Genomic DNA, 16,062 nt, shown 5'->3' on the forward strand with positions numbered 1-16,062 from the left:
TATTCGATGTAAGTGACATCCTTACGCTTGTTTTTGGAGATTTTGCCGGTGTTTTCCGGGATTTTCACTAAAAAATCGTAGTACATTTTTTACACCTCATAAGTTAGAAATCCTACTTAATAAGTATAGCCAAAAAATCCGCACATTTGCAAGAGAAATGTGTGGAAAACGTTGATTTTATAAAGAAAAAACCAGTTTGATAATATAAGAAATCAGATTGAGTATGACAATTCCTGGGAAGTTAGCAATGATATCCTGTTCGTCTTCTGAAGCAATGGCACAGCTGTATTCAGAATTACCCACAAGGTAATCCATAGAGGTGTCGAGGGCTTTTGACAGGCTTGCAGTGGCATCTATTCCAGGAACAGTCTTTCCGGCCAGAATGTCACAGCAGGTTTCCTCTGTCAGCATTGATTTTTTGATCAGGTCCGGAAGGCTCATCTGCAACTGAGCCAAACGGGCTTTTGTTCTTGCTTGCACTGCGGAAACTTCTTTCGGATCCGCAACAGCATATCTTGAAGTAGTCCGGCCAAGAATGTAATCTGCTGGCACACCGAAGCATGCAGCACTGCGATTAACAAATTCTGTTGACGGGAAAGAGTAACCTCTTTCGACATTCGATACTACTTGGCCAGAAAAACCTATTGCTTTTCCAAGTTCGGACTGACGCAGATTAGCCTCAGCCCGCAATTCTTTTATTCGTTCACCAATTGTCATAAAATCTCCTTGATTAGTTTGCCGGTTCATACTCGTATCCGCTTTCGGAAGCCGATATATAACCTAATGGAGTTGTCACACACCCTTCATCATCTAATTCGCCATATGTTCCAAGACCGGTGAAAGAATTGGAAAATACTATTCCAGTTCCGTCATCACATATTATAGAAAACCAGTTATATCCACTATTTTTTATTTTGTTCTCGAGAAAATTTGCGTATCCGTTTTCTGAAATCTGCGACAAGACTTCTTTAGGTATAACAATATATGCATGCTGCCCAATTACATCAGTACCATTTCCGTTTGTTACATCAGCACACATTATAATAGCATTTAACAATCGCTGATCGTTTTCGTTGTCTGTAGTCGAAACAGAATCTGAAGACGGAGTGTCTGAATCAGAAGTAGCTGCACTACTGGAAAGCTGCTCTTTTAACGAAGCATTTTCTGCTTTCAACTCCTCAATTTGTTTCTTTAATTCTTCTATTGTTTTCAATAGTTCTGTGTTTTCAGCTCCCTGGATCTGATCTGGCGCTTGAGAAAAAGCGTCTTTTTGAATTTGCAATGGATACGAAGCACCCGTGCCAAATGGAAATTCTGAAAAAGTTGTATTTAATACTTGAAAATCGTTTATTCCATAATCTGTTAAATCTTGTTCTCTGAAATGAAATTTAGCAACTCCTTTTTTCCCCGCAGCTATACAAGTGCCCCCAGAATATATGGTAATTTGAAAACCATCTATGTCTGAACCGTCTAAGCCAAAGTTAAAATCATGCTCTGAATGATTTTGAATCATAAACTCTATTGCGTAATTCCCTCTTTCGTAAAAAATACGTTGTACATTTACTGTGTATTCTTCAGTATCACAAATTAGAGAAACAGGAGATTCGGCATCTATTCTTATGGCTTCATTGTCTGCAATAGTAGATGCAGTTTCAGAAGCAGCGTATACAAAAAGATTGTTTGAAATAAAAATATTTGAAATAAGACTACTTGCCAAAATGATAGCAACTGTTTTTCTTCTCATATGTTTATTTCCCCTTCCTGCTCCGGTACCACTCGAAGCTTATTATTTTGCTTTCTTAAGAGGTTCGACAGTATCTTCTTCCTGTCGCTTTAAACATTTTATGTACCCCTTCAATTCACCTCGAAATTCCAACTGCGCATCATGCGGAAGTGATCTAAATAAAGAAAGAACTTCCGATTCAAATTCAGAGCAGCGATATTCTTGTTCTATTCCTGTAAGTAAAAATTCACAGGATGTATTTAGCAAATATGCTATTATTATTAAAAATGTAATAAACAAATGTTTAATGCAAAACAAAAAAAGAGAGAGTTACATCGATAAATCGGAGAGCAATGCTTTATTGTTTTCTTCAATCATGGCCGCCACAGCAATGATAAGAGCCTCAGCAGATGCTTCCGACATAACAGTGTTTCCGGCAGGAATACCGTTTCTTAATAATTCAGAAAGAATCCGGCGGTTTTCGTCACCATAACGTTTAAGCCCAATTCTTCTGAGATTATCAATCCAATTATCCATGATAACTCCTTTCTGATTATTTTAATGCAATCGCAAACAAATGTAAACAACAAATGTAATAAACATTTGTTGAAAACGGAGGTGATATTTTGAAGCGAAAACTGTCTCCATGGTGCAAAGAAGTAAAGAAAACCCTAATTGACAGAGATATGTCTGTCACGGAATTATGCGGTGAAGTTGGGATGTGCAGGAACTATGTGACAACCACCATAAATGGAAGAATGTATGCACCTGCACTTGCTGAAAAAATCAGCAAGGCTCTGGATATCGATACAGAGTACACAATTTAATTATCATAACTTGATTATACAGCTTATAGAAGGAGAGAAAAATGTCGAAATTTGCTACGAAAGCAGCGGCTAATATGTTTTGCCAGGCACGATATGAGGCGGCAAAGTCAAATGAGCGTCTGAGCAGCAGAGAAGGTGCTGCGGAAGAAATAGGAATCGACCGTACAAGGTTAGCCAGAATCGAACTTGGGAGCACGATACCATATCAGGAGGAAGTTCTTCTGATGGCTGACTGCTATAAGGCACCGGAATTGAAAGGAAATTATTGCCGGGAGATGTGCCCGCTTGGAAAGAACATGCCGAAGATCGAGAATGCAGGACTGGATAGAATCAGCCTGAGAATGCTTTCTTCTTTAAAGAAGATAAACGAGGCAAGAACCGTTACTTTAAAGCAAAATGAGATCAACAAGTATTTTACTCCTGACTATGATGAGCAAAAGATGCGTACCGTGATTATTGAGCTGCTGGAGGAATCACCAGAGGAGCAGGAAATTCTGTCAAACTATGTTGGCTGGGGAGGATTGCCGGATGCCTTTGATGAAAGCAAAGCTTCCTGGAGTGAGGAGTATCAGGAACTGAAAGATCTGCTTACCAAAGAGGAGTATGCGGCGGCAAGGGAATCCACGTTGAATGCCCATTATACACAGCCTGTTATCATCGGGAGCATGTATCAGGTGCTTCAGAATCTGGGATTTGAAAAGGGAAACATCCTGGAACCGTCCATGGGTGTAGGAAACTTTTTTGGAATGCTTCCGGACAAGTTACAGCAGTCCCGGCTTTATGGAGTGGAACTGGACAGCATCAGCGGCAGGATCGCAAAACTGCTTTATCCGAACGCTGATATCCAGATCAAAGGATTTGAAAAGACCGATTATCCCAATGACTTTTTTGATGTGGCAATCGGAAATGTCCCTTTTGGTTCCTATAAAGTGAATGACCGCCAGTATGACAAGTATAATTTTATGGTCCACGACTATTTCCTTGCAAAGACCATTGACCAGTTACGGCCGGGTGGCGTGGCTGCCCTGATCACAACAAAGGGAACTATGGATAAAGCATCGTCGGAAGTAAGGAAGTATCTTGCAGAGAGGGCAGAACTTCTCGGTGCGATCCGTCTTCCGAACAATGCTTTTAAGGCGAATGCAGGAACCGAAGTCAGTGCCGACATTCTGTTTTTCCAGAAGAGGGAGAGCATTCCGGCAGATCCGTCTGTCCGGAACTACAGTTTTACCGTGGTGGATGACCAGATCTATTACCGGGTAAATTCCCTGATGAATCCGGTGAAGCTGCCGGCAACCACGGCGGAACGTGTAAAGGGTATGGTAGAGATCCGTGAGGTGGTCCGGGAGTTGATCGCCCTGCAGATGGAGGAAAATACAGCGGATGAGGCGATACGGGAGCTTCAGGTCAAACTGAATCAGGTCTATGATGCCTATACGGAAAAATACGGGGTCATCGGAAGCAATGCAAACAAACGGGCATTTTCTGATGACTCTTCTTATTGTCTGCTCTGTTCGTTGGAGGATCTCAATGAAGATGGTACATTGAAACGGAAAGCGGATATGTTTACCAAGCGGACGATTAAGAAAGCAGTGGCTGTGACCAGTGTGGAAACTGCGGATGAATATCTATTCGGGAATGTCCGGGAGAAGCTGAAAACGGCAAGAATCTTTGCAGAAAACCACCCGGAATTTACCAGCAATGTAAATGCCCTTAAGCAGGTGCAGCCGGTAGACCTGGATGCATCAGAGATTGAAGTCCGGATCGGAGCCACATGGATCGCTCCGGAAATATACCGGGATTTTATGGAAGAACTATTTGATACCCCGGGGTATCTGGTTGGAAGGGTAATTGATATCCGGTATTCGGAAGCCAGCGGTGCATGGAATATCAGCGGTAAAAATGCGGACAGTGACCGGAATGTGCTGACCACAGCAACGTATGGTACCAGCCGGATCAATGCCTATAAGATTCTGGCAGAAACCCTGAATTTAAAAGACGTACGGATTTATGACACAAAGATTGATGCAGAGGGAAATGAAATCCGTGTGTTGAATAAAAAAGAAACGATGCTGGCAACCCAGAAACAGGATGCGATCAAGGAAGCATTTAAGGACTGGATCTTCAGGGATCAGGAACGGAGGGAAAAGCTGTGCCGGATTTATAATGAACGTTTCAATTCCATCCGTCCCAGGGAATACGATGGAAGCCATCTGACCTTTCCGGGAATGAATCTGGAAATAGAGCTTCGCCCGCACCAGAAAAATGCGGTTGCCCATCAGCTTTATGGGGACAATGTCCTGCTTGCCCATGTAGTGGGAAGCGGAAAGACTTATGAGATGGTAGCCGCAGCTATGGAGAGCAAACGTCTTGGCATTGCCCAGAATGAAGCACAGAAATCGGCAGATATGTTTAACAAATGCCAGTATCTGGATGAAATCACCGACGGGAAAGGCATTACATTTGCAACGGGCACGCCGGTCAGCAACAGCATGACGGAACTTTATACCATGCAGCGTTACCTGCAGTATGGCAAACTGAACCGGATGGGACTGGGACATTTTGATTCCTGGGCATCTACCTTTGGTGAAGTTGTGACCAGTATCGAACTGGCTCCGGAAGGTACCGGATATCGGGCAAAATCCAGATTTGCCAGATTTTACAATATCCCGGAACTTATGAGTATGTTTAAGGAGATTGCCGATATTAAGACGGCAGACCAGCTGGAACTTCCAGTGCCGGAAGCAGAATATGAAACGGTGGTACTAAAACCATCCGAGCACCAGAAAGAGATCGTGGAAAGCCTTGGAGAACGTGCGGAAGTAATCCGGGACGGCGGTGTGGATTCCTCAGTTGACAATATGCTGAAAGTGACCAATGATGGAAGGAAGCTGGCACTTGATCAGCGTCTTGTGAATCCATTGTTCCCGGATGATGAGGATAGTAAAATCTGTGCCTGTGTGGAAAAGAGCTTTGCTATCTGGAAAGAGAAGGCATCAAAACGGTCAGCCCAGCTCATTTTTTGCGACCTCAGCACACCGAAAGGGGATGGGGCATTCAATGTTTATGACGATTTAAAAAAGAAACTTATGGCAAAAGGAGTGCCGGAAGCAGAGATTGCTTTTATCCATGATGCCAATACGGAAGTGAAGAAAACGGAACTGTTCAGTAAAGTAAAATCCGGACAGGTTCGTTTTTTATTGGGTTCCACAGCAAAAATGGGTGCCGGGACCAACGTGCAGGATCGGTTGATCGCCCTGCATCATCTGGATGTGGGCTGGAAGCCTTCTGACCTGGAACAAAGGGAAGGGCGTATCATCCGTCAGGCAAATAAGATCACGGATCCGGAGAAATTTGTGATGGAAGTTGGTGGGACAGTATTCTATGAGAAAAAAGAAGCAGGAGCAGCCCTTCTTGCTGTCTGCCAGTCCATGAAACAGGCGGATGCCATGATCAATGTCGGACAGTATCAGGGATTTTCTATCCGACTAAAGTTTGATTCCTGGAATAAGGAATTTATCCTTTCTCTGAAAAATGAAAACGTATATCGTGTCAGCCTTGGTTCCGATGAAAACGGTAATATCATCAGAATCAATAACGCATTGGAGGCAATCCCGCAAAAGCTGGCGGAAGCAGAGCGTAAGCTGGAGACAGTACAGGGGCAGCTGAAAAATGCGATGGGAGAGGTGAAAAAAACGTTCCCGAAAGAGGAAGAACTGAACGAGAAACTGGAACGTCTGTCGGAACTGAATGCGTTGCTGAACATGGATGAAAAGGAAACTGTGATGGAAGGGGAAGAAGAGAAGGACGAGGAGAAAGAAGAACATCAGTCTCTTCATGACAGAATTACTGCCATCAAGCAGAACAGCCAGAAACAGGATGTGAAAGAGGCTGCAGTGAGAACCACAGAAGCGTGTATCGGGTAATCTTTTGATATACAAGACAGGTTATAAGGTGTAAAATGAGGGGCATAGGGTTATGCCCCTTGAAATGAACAAATTGGAAGTCGAGGAGACAGGGGTATTTGGATAATGTATCCAAAAGTGAGTTTAGCCAGGGAGGAAATGGGGTTAATGATTGAAATATTGTTTGGATTCAAAGAATAAATATGCAAGAATGATTTGCAGCAACAGAGGATAAAGTTGATTGACCACTTTATTTTCAGGTTAAAGAGTTAGATAAATCGGAACTTGTGAAATTTGAGGAATTGATTATTATGTGGGAAGAATTAGGTGTAAGCGGTGGAACTGCAATTATTGTTTTGATAACATTGTATTTCGTTATCAAATGGGCGGTAAAAAATGGTATAAAAGAAGCATACAGAGATATCACCGGAAAGAAAACTGATGAAGATGTCAAAAACGAAAAAGAACTGAAAGAACTCGGATTTGATTTAGAAGATAAATAAATTCAAGCTTACAGAACTGAATCAAAAGAGCTCGAAGGAGCTCTTTTTCCTTTTTTATAATAGTATCATTATGGTATAATAGAGACATTAAAATCGGAAGTTGGAGGATACACGCATGAAAATTGTAATCATTAATGGAAGTGCCAGAAAAGGAAATACGCTGGCAGCAATCAATGCATTTATAAAAGGAGCGTCAGAAAAGAATAAAATTGAAATCATTGAACCCGACAAACTCAACATTGCACCATGCAAGGGATGTGGTGTCTGTCAATGCTCTAAGGGATGCGTCGATAAGGATGATACAAATTCTACCATTGATAAAATTGCTGCCGCAGATATGATTCTTTTTGCTACACCAGTTTATTGGTGGGGAATGTCAGCACAATTGAAACTTATCATTGATAAGTGCTACTGCCGTGGATTGCAGTTAAAAAACAAAAAAGTTGGCACAATTGTTGTAGGTGGTTCTCCCGTAGGCAGCATCCAGTATGAGCTGATTGATAAGCAGTTTGACTGTATGGCAAAATATCTTTCATGGGATATGCTTTTCAAAAAATCATATTATGCAACAGCCAGAGATGAACTTGAAAAAAATAAGGATTCCATGAACGAACTTGAGTGGATTGGAAAAAATTTATAAAGCACACACCAAATTCCAGTTTGTAGAGCTGAATAATTTTTATTCTTTGAGTGGAACGATTCTGTTTTTCAGCGCAGAAATTTTAAAGAAAAGTATTGACCTTCACGGAACGTCATAGAGTATATTCAGATTATCAAAGACAGGAGGATAATGATAATGATGACCGTAAAGGAAATTGCAGAAATTACAGAGATCAGTGCACGTACACTTCATTATTATGATGAGATTGGATTATTGAAGCCGACAGCAAAGAGTGAGGCGGGATACAGACTCTATGATGATAAAGCTTTAGAAACATTACAGCAAATACTGTTTTTTCGTGAGTTTGATATTCCTTTAAAAGAAATAAAATCTATTATAACATCTCCTGATTTTGATAGAAACCAAATTCTGCAGCTGCAGAGAAAAATGCTTGTTGCAAAAAAAGAACGCATGGAGCGTTTAATTGCAAGTATTGATGATATTCTAAAAGGAGAGAACAAAATGGATTTTTCAGTATTCAATGAGAAGGAAATCGAAGAAATGTTTCAGACTATGTTTGATCATATGCCTGAGAATATAAGAAAGATTTCAATTAACGAGTTTGGAAGTGAAGAGGAATGGAAACAGCATTATATTGAGGTTATGTCTTCCAAAGATATGCAGGAGCGATATGCAAAAGTTATCGAGTGGTATGGAAGTAAAGAAGCATTTTTGTCTTTTGCTAACAATCCAATCAGTAAGGAAACAGCAGAATGCTTTAATAAACGAATCGATACAGTTTTGAGAAAATTATTGGCAAGAAGAGAGTATCCACTGGATTCTTTTGAAATCAAAGAAGCAGTAGCAGAGTATGGATTTATTATGAAAATGCTTTATCAGATTAAAGATGAAAAACCAGTTATGCTTTCTGTCGCAGAATCATATCGTGATATGAGGGTGCGAGAAAAAATTGATGCAGATTATGGTGAAGGGGCATCTAATTTTTTTGCAAATGCAATCAAGCAATTTTATCAATATGACAATGGAACTCAAAAGTAATTAAATTCGATCATGGTTTATAACCTATATTCGCCGGCAGTGAAATACCTGCCGGTTTTTTCATGCCGGAAGGAGGTGCTATGTGAGAAAAATAGAAAATATGATGCTGACTGTGTTTCTGGTTGTTTCGTTGATATGCGGGAAATTCCTCTTGGATTACTGGCAGGATTCCTATGATAACAGACAGAATTACCGGCAGGTGGAAGAGATAGCGTTTCCGGAGAAGGATACACAGGAAGAGGAGACAGAACCTAATGAGGATAATCCAACGACAGAGATAGATGACTTTGATTATCAGTCATTGCTGGATGAAAATGCAGACTGCATTGGATGGCTGAAGATTTCTGATACCGATATCAGTTATCCGGTCGTGCTGGGAGAAGACAATGAGTTTTATCTCCACCATGATTTTCAAAAGAACTATGCTATCTGTGGAACACTGATGTTAGACTGCCGGAATGATATTGATGCCAGGCAGGAACATTTGATTATTTATGGTCACCAAATGAAAGATGGCAGCATGTTCAAGCAATTAAATGGATATAAAAAAGAAGCGTTTTATCATGAGCATAAAGAGATCACGCTATATCTGGAAAACCAGAAATACCAGTATGAAGTAGCTGCTGTGTATGTGACGAATGTGGCACAATGAATAACACAAATGTCCTGTAGCTAGCCGTAAAAAATATGGTTAGCTTCAGGACTTTTGCACTTCTGTAATGTGCCATTACCTCAAGTATCATTGAGAATAAAATTTATCTAATAGATATGCCTTTCTGCAAATATTTTCTTTGCGGTGTAAATGGCATTTAAAACTTTGGGAAAACCGGTGTAAGGAATACACCGGATAAATGTCTCGATGATTTTTTCGGGAGAAAGTCCAACGTTAAGGGAGCCATTGATATGTACTTCTAACTGTGGTTCACAACCTTCGGTGGTCAGTAAACTTGTAATTGTTATCATTTCACGTTCCTGCATACTTAGTTCAGGCCGTGTATAGACGTCTCCGATATCATCAATCTCTTTAAGCTTCTCAGACCCCGGTTCATCGTTTCAGAAAATCGTCTTGACTGTCACATCGTTCCAGTACGGCGTTTCTCCTCGGAGATTCGATTTGCCCTCCGCCATGTAGTAAAAGTTCCGTGGCAAAGGAACACGCTCCTTATTCAGTGTCCGGGCGATTTTTCGGAAACTGTCATCCTGCAAGCGCATATCCAAAATACGGCGGACAACAGGAGCGGTTACCGGGTCGATCTCCAGAACGCGCTTGTCTTCGGCGGACTTTCGGCAGCCGATTGGTGCGTAACATTCCACAGACTTCCCGGTCTTGAAGGGGGATATCTTCACCGCCCTGATCTTATTGCTGGTATCCCGTGCGTAAAGGTCGTTCATCATGTTCTTCAGAATGACCAGCATCTCGTTGTTCTTGTGAATGGTGTCAACGCCGTCGTTGAGGGCGATGAAGCGGCAGCCCAGGGACGGGAACACCATATCAGTGTACTTGCCCGCCCCGATGTAGTCCCGACCAAGGCGGCAGAGGTCTGCCTGTGATACATAAGGTTCAAAAAAATATAAGCTTTTCCAAGAGAAAATTCCGCAGCCTTCACTGTGGGATTTTCCTTGTGCCTCACTCATTGTATCCCAATGGAATACGCTATGTCTTTGAACTTCCACTCGATCTCTTTGCGTCTATCGGGGAAAACCTAAACCGCCTGGACAAAGGGGTGGGTCAGCTTGTCACTTCCATCGCCTGTTCCCCGGACACGGCGGACAATGAATTTGCCCAGTAGTTCCGCAAGGTCAACCATGCCTTCATCGTCTGCACCCATACGGGAAATCGGCATATCCACAACCACATTTACTGGAACTCCACCAGCCTGGACTGCACATGGAAGTTCCGAAACTTCTGGGGCAGTTCCGTGGCAGTCCGCAGGCTCAGCGACCTGATCTGCGTGGAGCATCAGATGTCCATTGTGGAAAATCCCAAGCCCCACGGCATGAGCTACAACTGCTGGCAGGGGGCAAAGAGAGACTCTCCAACCGTGACCGGCTATGTCTGGACATAGATGAGAGGCTGGCGAAAAAGCCCCACAGCTTTGAGGCGTTCCTCTTCCTCATGGAGCAGACGGGATATACCATCACCAGAAGAAAGAACATCACTTTCAGCCATTCCCGACAGAAGCGGAATATCCGGATGCGCTCCTTGTCGGAGGAATACCAGAAGGACGCGATTTGCGAGGTGCTGCTGGGCAAGAGAATCCACAATCTGAGAAAACGCTGCAGTCCGCTGACAGAGCAAAAATCACAGCTGGTCAGCTCTCTGGAGGCGAAGCGGAATCAGGGGCGTGGTCAGTATTACGACCGGGCGATTCAGAATCAGATCACAAAACAACAGGCCAGGGCTTTGCTCTATTATCAGCAGCACGGCTTTACCAGTGTGGAGGACTTGAAACTTGCGAGGACGAGCGTCGCCGAAGGTGCAATCTTCGTTCATAAGGGGATTGGGGGCGCCGGTCTCCGGTGGAGACCGTTTAGCGCGGATCGAGTCAGGAGACGAGGCTGCCCCAACAAGCAAAAACAGAAAGTTCCGCCTACGGGCGGAATCTTTTTGTTTGGGCCTTCCTGATCAGGAAGGCATTGCTTGCACAAGAAGTAGACTCCTCAAGAAGTCGGGTCCAGATAGGATTTGAATGAAAAAATAAATCATTTTGATTGCTTGACAGGGTTCTAAATCGAGTCTATAATATAAATTAAATTATATAAAATAATTTATGTAATTAGGGGGGAAGGAAACTAAAATGGCAAGAAAAACGCAGATTTCCAAAGAAGTTATTTTGGAAGCGGCATTGAAAATGCTGATCCGTGATGGGTATTCCGCAATCAATATCAAGACTTTATCAAAGGAAATCGGCTGCTCTACGCAGCCCCTGGTATGGCACTTTGATAACATGGAGGGGCTCCGCAAGGCGTTAGCCGATCACGCGCTGAAATACGCGAACAGCAAAATGCGCCCCTCAGCCAGTGAGTCAGTCAATGCTTTTGAGCAGGTAGGACAAGCCTATATAAAAATGGCGTTGTATGAACCTAATCTTTTTCAATTTGTATTTCTGAATGGAAGTGACTGCTATCCTGTGGGAGATTCTGGTGTGATTCTTGACGATAAAGATAACCGTGAGCTGATCAAAATGATAGCGGCGGAATTTCAGATATCAGAGAAAAGCGCAGAGCAGTATGTTCAAAACACTGTAATATATACACATGGGATCGCTTCCTTTTTAGCAACCGGTATGATGCGCTTATCGGAAGAAGAAATCATGAGCATGATACATCAGGCAGGTAATAGTTTCCTCAAGCAGGCAGGGATTCCGGAGGATAGAATTCCGAATCCATGAAGCACAAGGCGCAGTACAATGCGAAAAAGAGCTATTATTTGGAGTGCCTTGTTTGCGGCAGAACTTTTAGCGGTACTGTTCCGTATGAATATCAGCCGGTATTATTCCGATTTGACAGCGCGGCTGGTGTTTGGGAGCTTGCTGGCAGCAGTGGGAGGCATCTTTCAGTTCGGTATTGCCGGACTGGGAATCACCATCGTGGCCATTGTCAGAAAGGAACGATTTTCGGATCACGGCCTTACCCGTAAGCATTTGTTGCCCGCCATTGCCCTGAGCGCATTGTGCTGCGTACCGGATCTCCTGTATAACCTCTTTGCGGGAAATGTGCACACATGGCTTCCCTTTTCTGCTGTGCAAACGACGGCGGAGGCGCTTGAGAGCGGTTTTCCGGAGAACGCTCTTGCCATGCTGCTCACCGCGCTTTTCTGGGGGTTTTTCGAGGGCTTCAATTATGTGGTGATTTCCGATAAAATCGGCGAGTGCTATCCGTCCAAAAACAGGCTGTGGGATTGGGGCGCTTTCGTCTGCGCGGTCATGTGTATTCTGATACATGGAGCTGTGGGCGTGATGCCGGATGAGGTGGCAGAGATGCTGTGCACTCTCTTTTTGATCTACGGAATGTTGATCGTCCGAAAAGCCACCGGAAACGCTTGGGCATGTATTCTGATCTTCGTGTTTTATTGGAACGCGCTATAGGAGATACAAAACAATGAATTGGACGATTTATGGAATGGAATGTGTTGGGGCGCTGATCCTGTTTACCTGCCTGATCATGATCCCGCTGTGCAAAAATCCGATTTGGTGGATCCACGATTACCCCAAGGACATTCAGGAGAAATATTTTGAAACCCATGAGCGCATTCCCACCGAGGTGCTCAGTGCCCCGGTGTTCTTGAAAAAGGGCTTTGCAGTGTTGCTGGCTTTATCCATTCTGACGGCATTGGCGCTTGCGGCAGGAGCGACGGATTTCAAGACCGGCTTCCTGTACGCATACGGTCTATGGCTGCTGGTGGACTGGTACGACTGCTTTTTCCTGGACTGGGTGCTGTTTGCCAACGTCAAGCGCATCCGTTTGCCGGGAACGGAGCACATGGACAAGGCGTATCACCAGAAGAAGTATCATGTAGTGCGCTCGGTGATCGGCATGGCGCTTGGTCTCGTTCCCTGCTTGCTGTGCGCCCTGATTGTGGCGGTGCTGGGATAGAGAACGAACAGGGCTTTCTGTTTGTCGGATGAGATTGGAGAAATAGCTTTGATGTTTTGTACGGGAGGTGACAATATGGGACAGATAGCAAATCGGATGTTAATTGAAGCCATTTTTAAGGCAAAGGAAAAGCTAAAAGAAAAAAGAAAAACGAAAATCGAAAACAGTCAGAAAATGATGGAAAACAGAAGAAATAGATTGTCAAAATCAAAGGAAAAATGATTGCGAATAAGCTGTGGAGTAGAAAGGAAATGTTTATTATGACACCGCTTTATGCAATTTCAGCAGTATGTTTTTGGGTAACCGCACTGTAAAAAAGCAAATTCCCATTTAAGGAAGGAGATGCGTTCATGATTGGAATCTATTTTAGCGGAACTGGAAATACAAAACATTGTGTCGAAAAGTTAGTCAAACTGTTGGACGCGTCTGCTCAGAGTTTTCCGTTAGAACATACAGAGATGATTCAAATATTGACAAAGCATGACATCATTGTGCTGGGCTACCCGACGCAGTTTTCCAATGCCCCTATCATAGTGCGTGATTTTATTAAAAATCATTCTTCTCTATGGAATGGGAAAAAGGTCTTTTGCGTCAATACGATGGGGCTTTTCAGCGGTGATGGAACAGGATGTACGGCTCGAATTTTAAGAAAACGCGGGGCGACAATACTCGGCGGTTTGCAGATCAAAATGCCGGATTCCGTCTGCGACAGCAAACTGCTGAAGAAAACGCCAGAGGAAAACCGGGAGATCGTCCGTCAGGCCGACCAAAAGATAGAAGCTGCCGCACGGCAGATCAAGCAAGGAAACTACCCCCAGGATGGGCTGTCCTTCTTTTCCCACCTGAAGGGACTTTTTGGACAGCGGCTGTGGTTTTACGGCAAGACGGCGGGATACACAGACAAGCTGAAAATCAGCGAAAAATGCGTGGGCTGCGGGCTGTGCGTCTCTTTATGCCCCACGAAAAATCTCTCCCTGCGAGACGGGAAAGCCACCGCGGAAGACCGGTGTACCATGTGTTACCGCTGTATCAGCCGCTGCCCCCAAAAGGCCATCACGCTGCTCGGGGACGAGGTAATAGAGCAGTGTCGGTTTGAAAAATACGGCTCTGGGGAGTGAAAGTGCATGAGGGCGGAAAGCGGCTTATGGATAGAAAAATTGGGATGTCGATGCGTTTTCGGATGAGGGCAATGAAAAGCCGGTGTGTTTGCAATTTCAAGAGACGAGTGGCTCACCGGAGAATCAAAATTTGCGAGGATATGAAAATGGAGTATAGAACACTATCCGTGGATGAAGCAGAACAATTCTGGAGTTTGATGAACCAATTGGATTACTATATGGCAAGGGTAAGATAAATTCTCGTTTACACGACAATGACTTACGATATAAGTAGGTACTAAACTGATAAACGCGCCCCGATGGGCAAGGAAGGAGTATATGAAAATGATCGTTTGGGAGAAAAGGATTGGTGCAAAAAGGGAGAGTGAGGAAGTATGAACGAGAGAACATATTCGACACCATTGGGCAAAATCCATTATTGGGTGCATCTGATTTCACCGGACGTAATAACGTTGGTGTTCCTGCCCGGTCTGACAGCGGATCACCGGTTGTTTGACAAACAAATCGTGTATTTTGAGGGGATATACAATGCCCTTGTGTGGGACGCCCCCGGCCACGCCGCCTCCTGGCCCTTTGCCTTTGTCTTCGATTTGATGGACAAGGCGGGGTCTTGCGTTAGATACAACAAGGCGTGGCATGAGGACACCGGAATTCCCCTGGAATGGCTCAAAGACGCCGGGCACAACTCCAACACCGACCAGCCGAAAATCGTAAACCGGCTGATCGAACAGCTGGCTCAGCGGGCGAAGTGTCTGGAGGCTTGATTTTACGAAATCAGTGACTGAAAAGAGAAGGTGTAAGCGAATGTGGAGTTACATAGTGGGGGGAGTATTCCTTGCCCTGGCAATGTATTTCATTGTCCAGGGGATACGATGCGGCGCGGCGGTGAGGGAAAGCAAAAACCGTCTTGCCGCTTACAATGCTCAGACGGCGGCATTAAGCTACGGCGATATAACTTATGTCGATTCGGGTGAGGGCGAGGTGATTTTATCCGTCCACGGCATTTTCGGCGGCTATGACCAGGCTTATGACACCTGTAAGGACTTTTGCTCCGACTATCGGATCATCGCTCCCTCACGGTTCGGATACCTGGGAAGCGACATTTTCGGCGACGGAACGCCCGCCAGGCAGGCGGTGGCCTATGTGGAGCTGTTGGACAAGCTGGGCATTGACAAGGTGCACCTGCTGGCCACATCGGCAGGCGGCAGCGTCGCGATCCGATTTGCCCTTGATTATCCCCAACGCACGAAAGGCCTGATTTTATACTGCTCCGCCATGCCGCCTGTGGAGAAGCCGAAAGAATATGCCGAATATGCCGGGCCGCCTCCGTTCCTGTGCAATGATTACGCCATGTTCCTGTTAAGCCCTATGTTTGAGCCAATCATGGGGATGGAGCCGTCTACCATTTACAGTATGCTGCCCGTAAACGACAGAAAGGACGGCGTGATACTGGATGCTTCCGTTACCAACCCCGATATGGCAAGGAACTTTGGGGATTATCCGATTGAGGATTTTCAGGTTCCCACGCTGATTTTCCACGCAAAGGACGATAAGCTGGCAAGCTACGCCGATACGGAGAGAGCGGTATCAAGATTCCCGAACTGCACGTTCATTTCCTTTGAAAGCGGCGGGCATTTGCTGACAGGGCACGGAGAAGAAATCAAAAAGGCAGTTTCCGATTTTGTGGAAAACAGATCGCATTGACAGAAACTTCTTTTGGCACATGGCCG

The 16,062-nt window shown here is 44.3% G+C and carries 19 protein-coding genes and 1 pseudogene; 15 read left to right on the forward strand and 5 right to left on the reverse strand.

All coding sequences use genetic code 11. The features are described from left to right. Window positions 1-177: 177 nt before the first annotated feature. From ACTNDS_RS02150 to ACTNDS_RS02160, 3 genes are all read right to left on the reverse strand, one after another. Window positions 178-717, reverse strand: coding sequence for a helix-turn-helix domain-containing protein (locus ACTNDS_RS02150; RefSeq protein WP_441033154.1), 540 nt, complete (start codon window positions 715-717; stop codon window positions 178-180). A gap of 13 nt (window positions 718-730) precedes the next feature. Further along, the gene (locus ACTNDS_RS02155; protein WP_441033157.1) at window positions 731-1,744 is read right to left on the reverse strand and encodes a cell division protein ZapB; all 1,014 of its coding nucleotides are present in this window, start codon (window positions 1,742-1,744) and stop codon (window positions 731-733) included. Window positions 1,745-2,053: 309 nt separating this feature from the next. After that, window positions 2,054-2,260: a hypothetical protein gene (locus tag ACTNDS_RS02160; protein ID WP_021652390.1), complete on the reverse strand. Its 207-nt coding sequence runs from the start codon at window positions 2,258-2,260 to the stop codon at window positions 2,054-2,056. 89 nt (window positions 2,261-2,349) lie between these two features. On the opposite strand from ACTNDS_RS02160, the gene ACTNDS_RS02165 reads away from it, so the two are divergent. The 6 genes and pseudogenes from ACTNDS_RS02165 to ACTNDS_RS02190 all read left to right on the forward strand — a co-directional run bounded on the left by ACTNDS_RS02165 (window position 2,350) and on the right by ACTNDS_RS02190 (window position 9,270). After that, on the forward strand, window positions 2,350-2,550 hold the full coding sequence (locus ACTNDS_RS02165; RefSeq protein ID WP_021652391.1) for a helix-turn-helix domain-containing protein: 201 nt from the start codon (window positions 2,350-2,352) through the stop codon (window positions 2,548-2,550). 473 nt (window positions 2,551-3,023) lie between these two features. Then, window positions 3,024-6,476, forward strand: a pseudogene (locus ACTNDS_RS02170) (helicase-related protein); the annotation flags it as partial. A gap of 290 nt (window positions 6,477-6,766) precedes the next feature. Further along, a complete protein-coding gene (locus ACTNDS_RS02175) occupies window positions 6,767-6,958 on the forward strand; it encodes a DUF6019 family protein (RefSeq protein ID WP_441033162.1) in 192 nt (63 codons plus the stop codon). Window positions 6,959-7,073: 115 nt separating this feature from the next. Further along, window positions 7,074-7,598, forward strand: a complete 525-nt coding sequence (locus ACTNDS_RS02180) for a flavodoxin family protein (RefSeq protein WP_055176454.1) — start codon at window positions 7,074-7,076, stop codon at window positions 7,596-7,598. Between the two features lie 159 nt (window positions 7,599-7,757). Next, the gene (locus ACTNDS_RS02185; RefSeq protein ID WP_441033847.1) at window positions 7,758-8,618 is read left to right on the forward strand and encodes a MerR family transcriptional regulator; all 861 of its coding nucleotides are present in this window, start codon (window positions 7,758-7,760) and stop codon (window positions 8,616-8,618) included. An 82-nt stretch (window positions 8,619-8,700) separates the two neighbouring features. Further along, on the forward strand, window positions 8,701-9,270 hold the full coding sequence (locus ACTNDS_RS02190; RefSeq protein ID WP_441033165.1) for a class B sortase: 570 nt from the start codon (window positions 8,701-8,703) through the stop codon (window positions 9,268-9,270). 107 nt (window positions 9,271-9,377) lie between these two features. Here the strand turns inward: ACTNDS_RS02190 and ACTNDS_RS02195 are convergent, their stop codons facing one another. After that, window positions 9,378-9,638 (reverse strand): carboxymuconolactone decarboxylase family protein, encoded by a 261-nt coding sequence (locus ACTNDS_RS02195; RefSeq protein WP_441033849.1) that lies wholly within the window; start codon window positions 9,636-9,638, stop codon window positions 9,378-9,380. Between the two features lie 33 nt (window positions 9,639-9,671). Continuing rightward, the gene (locus ACTNDS_RS02200) at window positions 9,672-10,292 is read right to left on the reverse strand and encodes a recombinase family protein (RefSeq protein WP_441033168.1); all 621 of its coding nucleotides are present in this window, start codon (window positions 10,290-10,292) and stop codon (window positions 9,672-9,674) included. Window positions 10,293-10,474: 182 nt separating this feature from the next. On the opposite strand from ACTNDS_RS02200, the gene ACTNDS_RS02205 reads away from it, so the two are divergent. The 9 genes from ACTNDS_RS02205 to ACTNDS_RS02245 all read left to right on the forward strand — a co-directional run bounded on the left by ACTNDS_RS02205 (window position 10,475) and on the right by ACTNDS_RS02245 (window position 16,036). Beyond that, complete coding sequence (locus ACTNDS_RS02205) at window positions 10,475-10,684, forward strand: hypothetical protein (protein ID WP_441033851.1); 210 nt, start codon at window positions 10,475-10,477, stop codon at window positions 10,682-10,684. 50 nt (window positions 10,685-10,734) lie between these two features. Next, the gene (locus ACTNDS_RS02210; RefSeq protein ID WP_441033171.1) at window positions 10,735-11,244 is read left to right on the forward strand and encodes a hypothetical protein; all 510 of its coding nucleotides are present in this window, start codon (window positions 10,735-10,737) and stop codon (window positions 11,242-11,244) included. Between the two features lie 172 nt (window positions 11,245-11,416). After that, window positions 11,417-12,010, forward strand: a complete 594-nt coding sequence (locus ACTNDS_RS02215) for a TetR/AcrR family transcriptional regulator (protein WP_441033174.1) — start codon at window positions 11,417-11,419, stop codon at window positions 12,008-12,010. Window positions 12,011-12,028: 18 nt separating this feature from the next. Continuing rightward, window positions 12,029-12,706 carry a hypothetical protein gene (locus tag ACTNDS_RS02220; protein ID WP_441033177.1) on the forward strand — a complete coding sequence of 226 codons (678 nt, stop codon included), beginning with the start codon at window positions 12,029-12,031 and terminating at the stop codon, window positions 12,704-12,706. A 13-nt stretch (window positions 12,707-12,719) separates the two neighbouring features. After that, a complete protein-coding gene (locus tag ACTNDS_RS02225; protein ID WP_441033180.1) occupies window positions 12,720-13,214 on the forward strand; it encodes a hypothetical protein in 495 nt (164 codons plus the stop codon). 75 nt (window positions 13,215-13,289) lie between these two features. Continuing rightward, entirely contained in the window at window positions 13,290-13,436 is a 147-nt protein-coding gene (locus tag ACTNDS_RS02230; protein ID WP_441033182.1) for a hypothetical protein, read from the forward strand. 128 nt (window positions 13,437-13,564) lie between these two features. Continuing rightward, window positions 13,565-14,332: an EFR1 family ferrodoxin gene (locus ACTNDS_RS02235; protein ID WP_441033184.1), complete on the forward strand. Its 768-nt coding sequence runs from the start codon at window positions 13,565-13,567 to the stop codon at window positions 14,330-14,332. Window positions 14,333-14,706: 374 nt separating this feature from the next. Further along, complete coding sequence (locus ACTNDS_RS02240; protein ID WP_441033187.1) at window positions 14,707-15,096, forward strand: alpha/beta fold hydrolase; 390 nt, start codon at window positions 14,707-14,709, stop codon at window positions 15,094-15,096. Between the two features lie 40 nt (window positions 15,097-15,136). Further along, complete coding sequence (locus tag ACTNDS_RS02245; protein WP_441033189.1) at window positions 15,137-16,036, forward strand: alpha/beta fold hydrolase; 900 nt, start codon at window positions 15,137-15,139, stop codon at window positions 16,034-16,036. Window positions 16,037-16,062: the final 26 nt, after the last annotated feature.

This window comes from Blautia sp. HCP3S3_C12, assembly GCF_052064155.1.
Classification (GTDB): domain Bacteria; phylum Bacillota; class Clostridia; order Lachnospirales; family Lachnospiraceae; genus Blautia_A.